The sequence below is a fragment of the Novosphingobium sp. BL-S-19 genome (genome assembly GCF_055521675.1).
The window spans coordinates 3,260,336-3,274,142 of record NZ_CM145498.1; the positions used below are offsets into that span (position 1 = coordinate 3,260,336).

At 65.1% G+C, this 13,807-nt stretch carries 10 protein-coding genes; 5 read left to right on the forward strand and 5 right to left on the reverse strand.

What is annotated here, in order from left to right:
- Positions 1-24: 24 nt before the first annotated feature.
- The 4 genes from ACZ1JV_RS23590 to ACZ1JV_RS23605 form a co-directional block, all read right to left on the reverse strand.
- A complete protein-coding gene (locus ACZ1JV_RS23590) occupies positions 25-1,767 on the reverse strand; it encodes a tannase/feruloyl esterase family alpha/beta hydrolase (RefSeq protein ID WP_465150770.1) in 1,743 nt (580 codons plus the stop codon).
- Between the two features lie 138 nt (positions 1,768-1,905).
- The gene (locus ACZ1JV_RS23595; protein WP_465150771.1) at positions 1,906-3,696 is read right to left on the reverse strand and encodes an acyl-CoA dehydrogenase C-terminal domain-containing protein; all 1,791 of its coding nucleotides are present in this window, start codon (positions 3,694-3,696) and stop codon (positions 1,906-1,908) included.
- 170 nt (positions 3,697-3,866) lie between these two features.
- Positions 3,867-6,194, reverse strand: coding sequence for a 3-hydroxyacyl-CoA dehydrogenase/enoyl-CoA hydratase family protein (locus ACZ1JV_RS23600; protein ID WP_465150772.1), 2,328 nt, complete (start codon positions 6,192-6,194; stop codon positions 3,867-3,869).
- Positions 6,191-7,327 (reverse strand): thiolase family protein, encoded by a 1,137-nt coding sequence (locus ACZ1JV_RS23605; RefSeq protein WP_465137362.1) that lies wholly within the window; start codon positions 7,325-7,327, stop codon positions 6,191-6,193. Before ACZ1JV_RS23605 ends, ACZ1JV_RS23600 begins: the two co-directional genes overlap by 4 nt.
- A 188-nt stretch (positions 7,328-7,515) precedes the next feature.
- On the opposite strand from ACZ1JV_RS23605, the gene ACZ1JV_RS23610 reads away from it, so the two are divergent.
- The 5 genes from ACZ1JV_RS23610 (at position 7,516) to ACZ1JV_RS23630 (ending at position 12,460) form a co-directional block, all read left to right on the forward strand.
- Positions 7,516-7,962: a DUF2147 domain-containing protein gene (locus ACZ1JV_RS23610; RefSeq protein WP_465150773.1), complete on the forward strand. Its 447-nt coding sequence runs from the start codon at positions 7,516-7,518 to the stop codon at positions 7,960-7,962.
- A gap of 131 nt (positions 7,963-8,093) precedes the next feature.
- Complete coding sequence (locus ACZ1JV_RS23615; protein ID WP_465150774.1) at positions 8,094-9,392, forward strand: OmpP1/FadL family transporter; 1,299 nt, start codon at positions 8,094-8,096, stop codon at positions 9,390-9,392.
- A gap of 86 nt (positions 9,393-9,478) precedes the next feature.
- Entirely contained in the window at positions 9,479-11,137 is a 1,659-nt protein-coding gene (locus tag ACZ1JV_RS23620; RefSeq protein ID WP_465152636.1) for a long-chain-fatty-acid--CoA ligase, read from the forward strand.
- Between the two features lie 83 nt (positions 11,138-11,220).
- Complete coding sequence (locus tag ACZ1JV_RS23625; RefSeq protein WP_465152637.1) at positions 11,221-11,619, forward strand: MerR family transcriptional regulator; 399 nt, start codon at positions 11,221-11,223, stop codon at positions 11,617-11,619.
- Positions 11,612-12,460, forward strand: a complete 849-nt coding sequence (locus ACZ1JV_RS23630) for an acyl-CoA thioesterase (RefSeq protein WP_465150775.1) — start codon at positions 11,612-11,614, stop codon at positions 12,458-12,460. Before ACZ1JV_RS23625 ends, ACZ1JV_RS23630 begins: the two co-directional genes overlap by 8 nt.
- A 172-nt stretch (positions 12,461-12,632) precedes the next feature.
- Here ACZ1JV_RS23630 and ACZ1JV_RS23635 read toward each other — a convergent pair whose 3' ends face one another.
- Positions 12,633-13,793 (reverse strand): isovaleryl-CoA dehydrogenase, encoded by a 1,161-nt coding sequence (locus ACZ1JV_RS23635; RefSeq protein WP_465150776.1) that lies wholly within the window; start codon positions 13,791-13,793, stop codon positions 12,633-12,635.
- Positions 13,794-13,807: the final 14 nt, after the last annotated feature.

Below are 13,807 nucleotides of genomic sequence, written 5' to 3' on the forward strand. Positions count from 1 at the left end.
GTCCCAGGACTCCGGCCATTTTTGTTACTGATCGACGAAAACGTAAGGCGCGAAAAGATCGGTGCCCTGCCAGTCGCGCGTCGCCACCACATGCGTGGATGCGCTGCGTGTCCAGCTGGCGGCGTCGGTATAGCTGGCAAGCCCGGTGTGGCTGGCAACTGCGGGCCAGGGATAGACCGGGCGCGTCATTTCCGGCCGGTCCGATGCCGGTTCGGCAGGTGCGGCAGCGGCGGGCTGCCCGGCAATGCCCTGCGGCTGGCCGAAGTTGCTGCGGTGGCGGGTGGTGCCGGTCATCAGTGCTTCCGGCGCGTGTCCGCTTTCCACCCAGACCATCATCGCGGTCAGCAGATCGATGCTTGCCAGCCCTTCGCCGCCGCCACAGTGGCCGACGCCGGGCAGCAGGTAGAGCCGCTCGAACCCGTTGACCGCCCGCCCGCCCATCGTCGAGAGCATCGCCTTCTGATACGAAACCGTCACGGCAGGCGCGATGTGCTGGTCGGCAAGGCCGTGCCAGAGGATCAGCTTGTGGCCCTTGGCCGCAAAGGCGCCGAGATCGGGGTTCGTCGCATCGAACAAGTGGTGGCGGGCATAGAGCGCAGCCAGCGTATCGCGCGTGAATTCCAGATCGGCCAGCGTCGTATCGGGTCGCGGCTCTGCGAAGGCGAGGTAGCGCATGACCGGCGGCACCACCATCGGGCTCATCATCGTGCCGCCCTGCCCGGGCACGAAGACGCCGGGCCATTCCAGCTCGGAGCCGTAAAGCGGCTGTCCAGCGGTCAGGAACGCATGAGTCTTGGGATCGCGCGGGCCTTCATAGAACTTGCGGGCGACATCGGCCTCCGCCTGGGTCAGGCAGTTGGCGGTATCGGTCGCGCCCGGTCCGCAGGTCACGCTGTCCATATCGAAACGGCAAGCTGCGGGCAGCGAGATCAGGCCGTCCACCACACCATCGTTGCGGTCACACGCGGCGATCACCGCCTTGTGCAGGATCGGCAGACGGTCCGCCAGCAGGATCGGATTGCCCGCCGCATCCATGTTCGAACGCGCCATCCAGCCGTGATAGAGCGTGTTCTGCACCGTGAAGAGCATGGCCGGGGCGCCGGCGATCACGCCGTCGAAATCGTCGGGGAAGCGCTGCGCCTCCATCAGCGCCTCTCGCCCGCCGTCCGAACAGCCGTTGAAGTAGGAATAGCGCACTTCCTGCCCGTAGAACGTGCGGATCAACGCCTTGGCGGCTTGCGACGTGATGTGCTGTGCGCGCCATGCGAAATCGGCGCGGCGCTGCGGGTCCAGCCCCCAGGCGCCGTCGCTTTCGGCCATCGAATGGCCCATGTCGGTAGCCGCCATGACGAAGCCGCCATCGTTCAGCACCTTGCACCCGTCCGACGCGCCGGAGCGCAGCGTGATCGTGCCGCACAGACCGCCGCAGCCGACTTGCAGGTAGCGCTGCGTCCAGGTCTTCAGCGGCAGCAGCACATGGAAATTGACCGCCGGGGCCAGCGTGCCCTTCACGGAGCAGACGCCGATACCGTCGCTGGTGGTTTCGGTGGCCTCGGTAATCCGGCTGCCGGCGCCGCCGATCGCGGTCATGTCCGTGCCGGTCAGCGAGGCGCAAGTGACGACCGGAGCCACGGCGGCCAGATCGGCCGGGCCGCGATTGCGAGTCGTGGCCGCAGGCGCATCGCCCATGCCCGAACAGCTTGCCAGCGCCAAAACGGCAAACAGGCCAGCCAGCAGGCCAACCATTCGATCCCACACGCGCGCCATGGTGTCTCCCACACAACGACGAAGGGGACGGGACGCCTGGGCATCCCGTCCCCCCGTTGGGAGACTTAAATGAAATTAGCCGGCCGACAGCAACCGAAAATTCAGCGAACTTCGCGCCGCTGCCGGACCTGACCTGAATCAGAACATGTCGACTTCCAGCGCCATCATCGACGCCTTGCCCGACTTGATCGCCAGGAACGCGGCGGTCGCCTGCGGCAGCAGACGGTCGAAGAAGAACCGCGCAGTGGCGATCTTGGCGGTGTAGAACGCCGCGTCCTCGGTGCCTTCATCCAGCTTGGCCTTGGCGATCAGTGCCGCCTTGGCAAAGGTGTAGCCCATGGCGACAAGGCCCAGCAGACGCAGGTAGTCGGTGGCGGCGGCGCCGGCTTCCTCGGGATCCTTCATGCCCTTCTGGGCAATCGTGCCGGTCGAAAGCTGCAGCGCGCCGAAGGCCTTTTCCAGCCCCTCGATCATCTTGCCGAAAGTCTCGTCCGCCTTGTTCGCCTCGATGAAGTCCGAGACGGGGTGGAAGAACGAGCGGAGATAGCGGCCAGCGTGCGCAGGCATCTTGCGGCCAACGAGGTCGAGCGCCTGAATGCCGTTGGTGCCTTCGTAGATCATGGCGATGCGGGCATCGCGCACGAACTGTTCCACGCCGCTTTCGGCGATGTAGCCGTGGCCGCCATAGACCTGCACGGCCAGATTGGCGCTTTCATAACCGCAGTCGGTGAAGAGCGCCTTCACCACCGGGGTCATCAGCGCGATGAAGTCTTCCGCGCGGGCCTTCACGGCCGGATCGGTCGCGTGCTTTTCGGCATCGAGCGCGCGGCTGACCCATGCACCGACGGCGCGGCTGCCTTCGTTGTAGGCACGCGCGGTCATCAGCATGCGGCGCACGTCGGGGTGGACGATGATCGGATCGGCCGGGCCCTTGGGGTTCTTCACGCCCGAAAGCGAGCGGCCCTGCACGCGCTCCTTGGCGTACCACACGGCCGACTGATAGGCAGCTTCACCCACGCCAAGGCCCTGAATGCCCACCGAAACGCGTTCGGTGTTCATCATCTTGAACATGGCTTCCATGCCCTTGTTCGCGGTGCCGACCAGCCAGCCGATCGAATCGTCGAAGTTGAGCTGGCAGGTGGCGGAAGCCTTGAGGCCCATCTTGTGCTCGATCGCCGCAACCGAAACGCCGTTGGACGGGCCGGGCGTGCCGTCTTCCTTCGGCAGGTACTTCGGCACCAGGAACAGGCTGATCCCCTTCACCCCTTCCGGCGCATCGGGAAGCCGCGCGAGGACGAGGTGGATGATGTTCTCGGTCAGGTCGTGCTCGCCTGCCGAAATGAAGATCTTCGCGCCGGAGATCTTGTAGCTGTCGTCACCCTGAGGCACGGCCTTGGTGCGCAGCATGCCAAGGTCGGTGCCGCAGTGCGGTTCGGTAAGGCACATCGTGCCCGACCACGTACCCTCGACCATCTTGGGCAGGTAGGCCTGCTTCAGCGCGTCGCTGGCATAGCCCTCGATCGCGGTGGTCGCGCCGTGGGTGAGGCCGGGATAGAGGCTGAACGACAGGTTGGAGGAGCAGATCATCTCCTCGGTCAACTTGTTCAGCGCTTCGGGCAGGCCCTGACCGCCCCATTCGGGGTCGGACGCCAGCGCGCACCAGCCGCCTTCGCGGAACATGTCGTAGGCTTCCTTGAAGCCCTTGGGGGTGCGGACCACGCCGTTTTCCAGCGTGCAGCCCTCGATGTCGCCGCTGCGGTTCAGCGGCAGCAGCACTTCCTGCGCCACCTTTGCGGCCTCTTCCAGCACCGCGTCCACCAGATCAGGCGTGAATTCGGCCAGGGCTTCGAGATTGCCGAAGCCGTCATCGTTGTGGAGTTCGTGGAGCACGAACTTCATGTCGCGCAGGGGCGCTTCGTAGACTTGCATGTCACTCTCCTCGCGGGTCGAGACGTCGTTCCATTTTACCCGTCATTCCCGCGCAGGCGGGGATCCCGCTTCTTGCGGCATGCACACCGCCAGAAGAAAAAAGCGGGGTCCCCGCCTACGCGGGGACGACGAGTGGGTTTAGGCGACGTCGCGATCCTTTCTCAGTTCTATCAGTTGCGAAGCGGCTTGCCGGTTTCGAGCATATGCTCGACGCGGGCGACCGAGCGGTCGTCGCGCAGGCGGCCCATGAAGGCATCGCGTTCCAGCTTGAGCAGTTCGCCCTCGCTCACCGTGTCAACGAGGTCGAACTCGCCGCCGGTCAGCACATCGGCCAGCACACCGGAGACGACCACGTCGTAGTCGGTCGCCATGCCGCGCTTGTGGAAGCCTTCCACCGCAAGGCCAAGCGCCGTGCGGCCACCGGCGCCGGGCAGCTTGAACTCGGGCGCTTCGGGCGGGGTGTAACCTTCCACCAGCGACAGCGCCTTCTGCTTGGCATCGTAAAGCAGGCGATCGCGGTTCATCGAGATACCGTCATCCTTGCGCAGGATCATCATCTCGCGCGCCTGCTGGGCAGACTTGGAGACTTGCGCGGTCGAGACCATCTCGAACACCTTGGCCACCGCCGGCATCGGACCCTTGGGCATGCCGGGGGCCTTGCGCCAGCGGTCGATCATCTCGCCATTGCCGCCCCAGCCCGGAACGAGGCCGACACCGCATTCCACAAGACCGCAGTAAAGTTCGGCATAGGCCTGGATCGCGTCGCAATGCAGCAGGATCTCGCAGCCGCCGCCCAGCGCCATGCCGGCAGGCGCGCCGACGACGGGGAACGGGGCGTACTTCAGGCCCTTGTAGGCGAGCTGGCCACCGGCAACGAGCTTCTCGATCTCACCCCACGCCGCGATGTTCACCGCAAAGAGTGCGAGGCCGAGGTTGGCGCCCGCCGAGAAGGTATCGGCATCGTTGTAGACGACAAGCGCCTTGTACTGCGCCGCCACCAGCGGGATGGCCTGCCCGATCAGCTTCATGACTTCGCCGTCGAGCGCGTTCATCTTGCCGGTGAATTCAAGGCAGACGACGCCATCGCCAATGTCCCAGAGCGCCGCCGAGGCGTTCTTGAGGATCGGCTTGGACGAAAGCTTCACGTCGGCAAGGCGCATCACGCCTTCGGGGCGAACGATGTCTCGGTATTCGCCGTCGAGGCCGAGGAACTGGCGCTTGCCGTTCTCGATCCGGTAGAACGTGCGGTCTCCCGCCACGGTCAGAATCTCCGGCACGGCCTTGCCTTCGGCGGCAAGACGTTCGGCAAGGTACTTGGCGCCCAGCTTGTCGATCATCTCGAACGGGCCGGCCTTCCAGTTGTAGCCCAGCTTCATCGCATCATCGACGGCAACGACGTCATCCGCGGCCGAGGGCACGAGGCTGGCGGCATAGGCCAGCGTGGCACCGAGCACGGCCCAGGCGTAGGCGCCGATATCGCCCTTGCTTTCGACCAGTGCCTTGAGATCACCCTTGGCAGCCGCGCCTCGCGGGCCCTGTGCGGTGATCGTCGGGCGGTATTCGCCGGTCTGGAGGTCGATGGTTTCCTTGCGGCGACCGGCCTCCTTGTTGAGGCGATAGAACCCGCCCTTGCCCTTGCGGCCGGTATAGCCTTCGCCGATCATCTTGTTGATGAGCGGAATGTCGCGGGCGATGCCGTGATAGAGGTCGCCTGCGGGCAGCGTCGAGGTGAGGCTGGCCTGCAAGTGCGGCATCAGATCGATGCCGACCAGATCGACAAGGCCGAAGATGCCGGTCTTGGGCACGCCCATCGGCTTTCCGGCAATGGCGTCAGCCAGTTCGACGGTGATCCCCATGTCGAACGCGGCGTTGAGGCCAAGCTGGATCCAGTAAGTGCCGATACGGTTCGCGATGAAGCCCGGCGTATCCTTGGCCGTGACCACCGTCTTGCCCAGCGACACGTCGGCGAACCGTTCGACCTTGGCGGCAACGGCCGCGTCGGTCGCCGGACCGGTGACGATCTCCAGCAGGCGCATGTAGCGCGGCGGGTTGAAGAAGTGCGTGATCAGGAAGTCGCGCTTGAACGCGTCCGAACGCCCTTCGACCAGATTGGCGAGCGGGATCGTCGAGGTGTTCGACGAAACGGCGGTGCCGTCACGCTTCACCGCTTCCAGCTTGGCGTAGAGGCCCTGCTTGATATCCAGACGCTCGATCACCGCCTCGATCACCCAGTCGCACTCGGCAACCTTGTCGAGGTGATCTTCGATGTTGCCGGTCTCGACCAGCTTGGCGGCCGACTTGCTCATGAACGGCGCAGGCTCGGTCTTGAGCATCTTCGCCACAGCGCCTTCGGCCACCACGTTACGGTTGGTGGCGTCCTTGGGAACGATGTCGAGCAGCAGCACCGGCACGCCGGCATTGGCGACCTGAGCGGCGATCCCGGCACCCATGGTGCCGGCGCCGATCACGCAGACCTTTTTGATCGTGTTGTCGCTCATTCCACCGACTCCAGGATCGTCGCGATGCCCTGACCGCCGCCGATGCACTGGCTGGCGAGCGCATACTTGCCGCCTTCGCGCTTCAGCAGCGAAGCCGCCTTGCCAACGATGCGCGCGCCGGTGGCGCCCAGCGGGTGGCCGATGGCGATCGCGCCGCCGTCGATGTTCACCTTGGCCACGTCGAGGCCGAGGTCCTTGATGCAAGCCAGCGCCTGCGAGGCGAAGGCTTCGTTCAGTTCCACCACGTCGAGATCGCCGGCAGCGATGCCCGCGCGCTCAAGCGCCTTCTGGCTGGAAATGATCGGGCCAAGGCCCATGGTTTCCGGCGCGCAGCCCGAAATCGCGACCGACTTGATGCGGGCGAGGATCGGCAAGCCGTGGGCGCGGGCATAATCCTCGGTGGTGACGAGCACGGCGCTGGCGCCGTCGGTCAGCGGAGAGGACGTGCCGGCAGTCACCGAACCGGCCGCATCGAATGCGGGCTTCAGGCCGGCAAGGCCCTCTGCGGTGGTTTCGCCGCGGATGGTGCCGTCTTCGCTGACGAGGCCGGCCTTGGTCTGGATCGGCACGATTTCGTCGGTCAGCTTGCCGGCGTCACGTGCAGCCGAAGCCTTCTGCTGGCTGGAGACGGCAAGCGCTTCCTGTTCGGCGCGCGAAATCTGGTACTTGGTGGCGACGTTCTCGGCCGTTTCGCCCATCGACATGTAGGCAGCGCTGCGCTTGGCCAGTTCCGGGTTCGGCAGCGGATTGAAGCCCATCATCGGTACGCGGCTCATCGATTCGACGCCCGCGCAGACGAAGACTTCGCCCGCGCCGATGGCGATCTGGCCCATGGCATAGTGGATCGAGCTCATCGAGGAGCCGCAGAACCGGTTCACGGTCATGCCGCCGACCGAGATCGGCAGGTCCGCCAGCAGTGCCACGAGGCGCGCGATGTTGAAGCCCTGCTCGCCTTCCGGGAACGCGCAACCGACGACAACGTCTTCGATATCAGCAGCTTCGACGCCGGTCTTGGAGATCAGGCCGCGAATCACCTGCGCCGCAAGATCGTCGGGACGGACGCGGGCCAGCGCACCCTTGTTGGCCAGATGGAAGGGCGAGCGGGCATAACCCGCGATCACGACACTCTTCATGCATTCTCTCCGTCGGAGCCTCACGCCCCACCACCGATCGGGGGGCGTCACCGTTCTTCCCTAAGGGTGCAATTCTTTCCCTATACGTCAAGCAAATTTTCGGTTACGAGAATGCGACACCTCACCTTATGGGCGCAAACCCTGGGGTACAGAAGGTGCTCGATGGAGAGTTGATGGAAAGGTCGCACATGAGACTTTGGAAACCCGTGGGGACGGCACTGGTTGCCGCCGTCATGCCCGTAATTCTGGGCGCTAGTCCCGTTCTGGCGGCCAGTGCCGATCAGGTTGTCGGCAAGTGGCTGACCCCTTCCAAGCACGGCGTCATCGAACTCAGCCGCTGCGGCGAATCGGTCTGCGGACACATCGTCGATTCGGATGGCATCAAGGCCAATCCCGACATCCGCGACGTGAACAACAAGGACACCAGCCAGCGCAGTCGCAAGCTCAAGGGCATGCAGATGGTTGGCGGGTTCAAGCGCCAGGGCAACGAGTGGGTTGAAGGCCAGATCTACAATCCCGAAGATGGCGGCACCTACAAGGCGACGATCACGCCGGTGGACGCCAACACGCTCAAGCTGAAGGGCTGCATCGTCTGGCCGCTGTGCAAGACGCAGACCTGGAAGCGTATTCCCTGAAATTCGGCAAGTACCGGGAGCCATTTCCGGAGTGACCGATTCTGACAGGGGAAGAGACTGCCCGCACGCCCCCTGATGCGCGGTAGTCCGATCATCGAGAACATTCAGGGACAAGATTTAGGGAGATGAAAATGAAAAAGATTTCGGGCCGTATCCTGCTGGCGGGCACCGCGTCGGCCATGGCACTCGGCGCTGCCGGCGCTGCCCATGCCCAGGCTTTCTATCTGCAGGAACAGTCGGTGCGCGCACAGGGCCGCGCTTTTTCGGGTGAAGCCGCCGATACCGGCGTCGATTCGCTCTGGTGGAACCCGGCATCGATCGGCGGCCTCGAAGGCGGCCAGGCATCGGTGCATGCCAGCGTGATCATCCCCAAGGGCAAGGTCGTGGACGATGGCACGCTGATCAAGCGCCCCGGCCAGGCAGCCACTTCGGTGGGCGGCAACCCGGTTGCCAAGAACCCGATCGATAACGGCGTGCTGCCCTCGGGCTCTATCGCCTATGGCTTCGGCAAGGTCGCCTTCGGCTTGACCGTCACTTCGCCCTATTCGTTCACCACCAACTACGATGCCGACAGCTGGGCCCGCTATTCTGCGGACAAGACCAAGCTGCGCACCATCGACATCCAGCCCAGCGTCGCTTTCCAGCCGGTGGAAGGCCTCTATGTCGGCGCGGCGGTGAACGTCGAACATGTCGACGCCACGCTCGGCAACTACCTGCCCAACCTTTCGCCGCTTCTGGCCGATGGTCACCAGCAGCTGAAGGGCAGCGGCTGGGATGTGGGCTGGTCGGTCGGCGCCCAGTACCACAACGGCCCCGCCTCGATCGGCGTCGCCTACAAGTCGGCCATCAAGCACAAGCTTGACGGTTCGCTGACCATCGACGGCCTGCTCGGCCCGCTCGCCGCGCAGAACCGTTCGCTGGACGCCACTGCAGAGTTCTCCACCCCTTGGCAGGCGATCATGTCGGCCCGCGTGAAGGCCACCAAGCAGCTGACGGTGAACGGCCAGGTCGTGGCCTATGGCTGGAGCAAGTTCGACGCGATCACCCTTGGCGCGCCGATCAACCAGTCGCTTCCCGAAAACTACAAGGACGGCTTCTCCTACGCGGTCGGCCTTGATTACGACGTCAGCCCGAAGTGGACGGTGCGCGGCGGCGTGCAGTACGGCGAAACCCCGACCAGCGACGGCAACCGTGACGCGCGCGTTCCGGACAGCAACCGCTGGAACTTCTCGGCCGGTACCACCTACAACATGACCAGCAAGATCGCGATCGACGCGGCCGCCTCGTACATCACGTTCAAGGATGCCCCGATCGACCGCATCACCGCCGCCTATGCCGGTACCGCGGTGCAGACCCCGATCCTGACCAACGGTTCGCTTCAGGACGCCTATGCGATGGTCTTCTCGCTCGGCGCACGGGTGAGCTTCTAATGAGCACTGCGGCGACGATTGACGACAACTCTCCCGTGAATGGAGGTATTTTGGAAACGCCCCTCTCCTCCCACGTTGCGGATGAAATGCCGCCAATCTCGCCGCGTTTGCTTACCGATCTGCTGGACCACGCCGTGGAAGCCCACGGCGCCTGGCCGGCGATCGACTTCATGGGCCGCAAGTGGTCCTATGCCGAAGTCGGAGACCTCGCGCGGCGTGCCGCGCGGGGCCTTCAGGACCTTGGCGTCGTAAAGGGCACGCGCGTCGGGCTCTGCCTGCCGAACACGCCCTATTACGTGGTCTGCTACTTCGCGATCCTGCGCATCGGCGGGATCGTGGTGAACTTCAACCCGCTCTACACCGAGCGCGAGATGGCGCATCTGGTGAAGGATTCGGGCGCCGAAATCATCATCGCCTCCGACCTGGCGCTGTCGCTGCCGAAGATCGAGCCGTTGGTCGGCTCCACCAGCTGCGGCGGCGCGCTGAAGCGCGTGGTGGTCTGCCCGATCGCCGATGCCCTGCCCAAGTTCAAGGGGCGCGCCTATCGCCTGCTGAAGCGCAAGGACATCGCGCATGAGCCGCACGACCTGCGCTTCCTGCGCTTTGCCGATCTGATCGCGCGCAATGCCGATCCCGATCCCGTGGAGCGCTCGCCTTCCGACCTTGCCGTGCTGCAGTACACCGGCGGCACCACCGGCGTGCCCAAGGGCGCGATGCTGACCCACGCGAACCTCGCGGCGAACTCCGCGCAGATGATCGCCCATGTCGGCCACATGCCCGAACAGCAGGAACGCACGCTGGGTGTCCTCCCCCTATTCCACGTCTTCGCGCTGACCACGGTGCTGAACTACTCGGTCGACACCGCTGCCGAGATGATCCTGCTGCCGCGCTTCGAGATGAAGTCGTTCCTGGCGACCGCCAAGCGCACCAAGCCCACGCAGTTCTTCGGCGTGCCGACGCTCTACACCGCGCTGAACAAGCAGGAACTCCATGGCGAGTTCGATCAGGTGCGCGTCTGCATTTCCGGCGGTGCGCCGCTGCCGCTGGAAGTGCGCCAGCGCTTCGAACAGCGCACCGGCGTGCGCGTGGTGGAAGGCTACGGCCTCTCCGAAGCCTCGCCCATCATCGCCTGCAACCCGCTGGAAGGCCTGGTGAAGGACAATTCCTGCGGCCCCGCCTTCCCCGGCACCGTGCTGGAGATCCGCGACCCGGACAACACGCATAAGGTCCTTGGCCCCGGTGAGCGCGGCGAAGTCTGCGCGCGCGGCCCGCAGGTCATGTCCGGCTACTGGAACCGGCCCGAGGAATCGGAAAAGACCTTCATCTTCGGTGCCCTGCGCACCGGCGACATCGGCTATCTGGACGATGACGGCTATCTGTTCCTGGTAGACCGCATCAAGGACATGATCCTGTGCGGTGGCTATAACGTCTATCCGCGCGTGATCGAAGATGCGCTCTACGAGCATCCGCTGGTGCATGAGGCGATTGTGATCGGCGTTCCCGACGCCTATCGCGGCCAGAGCCCCAAGGCCTTCGTCGCGCTGCATCCGGGCGACGTGCTCGATGAGGCGACACTGATGGAATTCCTGCGCGAACGGCTGAACAAGATCGAAATGCCCAGCGCCATCGAATTCCGCGATACTTTGCCCAAGACGCTGGTCGGCAAGCTTTCCAAGAAGGAACTGGTCGAGGAAGAGGCCGCCAAGCGCGCCGCTTCGGATCCGGCCCCGGAACAGGCGATATGAACGGCATGGGGGCAGCGCTGGACGGGGACGGGCCGCAGGGCGCAGGCGAAAGCGGTCGCCCCGCCGATATGCTGGCCGCCGACATGCTGGGCATTCAGGAAGCCGCCACGCAACTGGGCGTGACGATGCGCACCTTGCGCTTCTACGAAGACAAGGGCCTGATCGCCCCGCACCGCGCCGGCACCACGCGCATCTATTCGAAGCGCGAGATGGGCCGGATGCAGCTGATCCTGCGCGGCAAGCGGCTGGGTTTCTCGATCCGCGAGATCAAGGAGTTCCTTGACCTCTACGACGTCGACCCGGAGCATCAGGAGCAGATCCGCACCCTGCTCTCGCGCATCCGCGACCGCATCGACGAACTGCGCCAGCAGCGCACCGCGATCGACCAGACGCTGGAGGAAATGCTCTCCATCGAACGCCAGTCGCTCGCCTGGCTGGAAGGCACCCCGGTCAAGCCCGTGAAGAAGCCAGCCGGTGAGTGACGCCGCCGTCGCAGACCTGATCGGTCTGCTCTCCGTAGAGGAAATCGATACCGGCATCTTTCGCGGCGCCGCCGTGTCGCAGCAGCCGGGCCGCGTCTATGGCGGGCAAGTGGTGGCGCAGGCGCTCGCCGCCGCCGCGCGCGGGATCGAACCGGACCGGCAGGCGCACTCGCTCCACGCCTATTTCCTGCGCGCGGGCGACGCCGGGCGGCCGATCATCTACCGCGTGCTGCCCGATTTCGACGGCAACAGCTTCTCCAACCGCCGCGTCGTCGCGATGCAGGGCGGCAAGCCGATCCTGAACTTGGCCGCCTCGTTCCACCGTCCCGAAGAGGGGCTGGCCCACGCAGTGCCGATGCCGGGCGTGCCCGCGCCCGAACAGTGCCCAGACTTCAAGACCGCGCTAGCCGCTGCCGGACAGAAGCTTCCCGGCTTCCTGCTGGAACGCCTGGCCGCCTTCGACATCCGCCCCTGCCCCCCGCTACCTCAAGGCGACCTGCCGCTGCGCTGCCAATGGTTCCGCATGGCCGCGCCGATGGGCAAGGATGCGGTGATGCAGCGCGTGGTGCTGGCCTATGCCAGCGACTTCGCGCTGATCTCCACCGCGCTGATGCCGCACGGCATGGGCTTCTTCTCGCCGGGCGTCTCCGGCGCCAGCCTCGATCACGCGATCTGGTTCCACCAGACCCCGCCGATCGACGACTGGCTGCTCTACGCGATGGATAGCCCCTGGTCCGGCCACGCCCGCGGCTTCGCACGCGGCGCGATCTACTCGCGCGGCGGGACGCTGGTGGCGAGTGTGGCGCAGGAAGGCCTGCTTCGGGTGAAGCCGCAGGATTGAGCGCGGTAGGGGCAACCTTCCCCTACCCGCCACTACTTTTAAAAAACCACTCGTCGCCCCCGCGAAGGCGGGGGCCCCGCTTCCTTCTTGCCTCGTGCGCAACAATAAGCGGGATCCCCGCCTTCGCGGGGATGACGAGGGTGTATTGAGACAGGTCTGGGAAGAAGCGAACTCAGGCCCCGATCAGTTCCCGCCCGATCAGCATCCGCCGGATCTCGTTCGTGCCGGCGCCGATATCCAGCAGCTTGGCATCGCGCAGATAGCGCTCGACCGGCCAGTCCTTGGTATAGCCCGCCCCGCCCAGCGCCTGCACCGCCTCGCCAGAGACGCGGAAGGCGTTCTCGCTGGCCAGCAGGATCGCCCCGGCCGCGTCGAAACGCGTGGTCTGCCCGGCATCGCAAGCACGCGCCACGGCATAGACATAGGCCCGCGCGGATTGCAGCGCCACGTACATGTCCGCCACTTTGGCCTGCATCAACTGGAACGTGCCGATGGCGGTACCGAACTGGCGACGTTCCCGCACATAGGGGATCACGGTATCGAGGCAGGCCTGCATGATGCCGATCTGGAGGCCGGCAAGCACCACGCGCTCGTAATCGAGGCCGCTCATCAGCACTTTCACGCCGCCGTTCAGCGGGCCCATCACGTTTTCCGCCGGCACGAAGCAATCGTCGAACACCAGTTCGCACGTGGGCGAGCCGCGCATGCCCATCTTGTCGATCTTCTGCCCGATGGAGAAACCGGGCATGTCCTTCTCGATCAGGAAGGCGGTGATGCCCTTCGATCCGGCTTCGGCATCGGTCTTGGCATAGACCACCAGCACATCGGCACAGGTGCCGTTGGTGATCCAGAACTTGGTGCCGTTGAGACGGAAACCGCCCTCTACGGCATCGGCGCGCAGCTTCATGCTGACGACGTCCGACCCGGCGCCGACTTCGGACATGGCCAGACTGCCCACATGCTCGCCCGAAACCAGCTTGGGCAGATACTTCGCCTTCTGGGCATCATTGCCCCAACGGCGGATCTGGTTGACGCAAAGGTTCGAATGCGCGCCGTAGGACAGGCCGACCGAGGCCGAAGCGCGGCTGACTTCCTCCACCGCGATCACATGCTCCAGATAGCCGAGCCCGGTGCCGCCCCATTCTTCCTCGACCGTCAGGCCATGGAGGCCGAGTTCGCCCATGGCGGGCCAAAGGTCGCGGGGGAACCAGTCTTCCGCATCGATCCGGGCGGCCAGCGGCGCGATCTGTTCATCGGCGAAGCGGGCAACGCTTTCGCGGATCATCTCGGCGCTTTCACCCAGCGCGAAATCGAAGTCGGGGGTGGCTTTCATGTCGTCTTCCCAAA

Excerpts from the sequence above, each read along its gene's own strand:
- ACZ1JV_RS23595 (WP_465150771.1), bottom strand. The coding sequence starts at position 3,696 with ATGCAAGTCTACGAAGCGCCCCTGCGCGACATGAAGTTCGTGCTCCAC.
- ACZ1JV_RS23625 (WP_465152637.1), top strand. The coding sequence starts at position 11,221 with ATGCTGGGCATTCAGGAAGCCGCCACGCAACTGGGCGTGACGATGCGC.
- ACZ1JV_RS23615 (WP_465150774.1), top strand. The coding sequence starts at position 8,094 with ATGAAAAAGATTTCGGGCCGTATCCTGCTGGCGGGCACCGCGTCGGCC.
- ACZ1JV_RS23600 (WP_465150772.1), bottom strand. The coding sequence starts at position 6,194 with ATGAGCGACAACACGATCAAAAAGGTCTGCGTGATCGGCGCCGGCACC.
- ACZ1JV_RS23605 (WP_465137362.1), bottom strand. The coding sequence starts at position 7,327 with ATGAAGAGTGTCGTGATCGCGGGTTATGCCCGCTCGCCCTTCCATCTG.
- ACZ1JV_RS23620 (WP_465152636.1), top strand. The coding sequence starts at position 9,479 with ATGCCGCCAATCTCGCCGCGTTTGCTTACCGATCTGCTGGACCACGCC.
- ACZ1JV_RS23590 (WP_465150770.1), bottom strand. The coding sequence starts at position 1,767 with ATGGCGCGCGTGTGGGATCGAATGGTTGGCCTGCTGGCTGGCCTGTTT.
- ACZ1JV_RS23610 (WP_465150773.1), top strand. The coding sequence starts at position 7,516 with ATGAGACTTTGGAAACCCGTGGGGACGGCACTGGTTGCCGCCGTCATG.
- ACZ1JV_RS23635 (WP_465150776.1), bottom strand. The coding sequence starts at position 13,793 with ATGAAAGCCACCCCCGACTTCGATTTCGCGCTGGGTGAAAGCGCCGAG.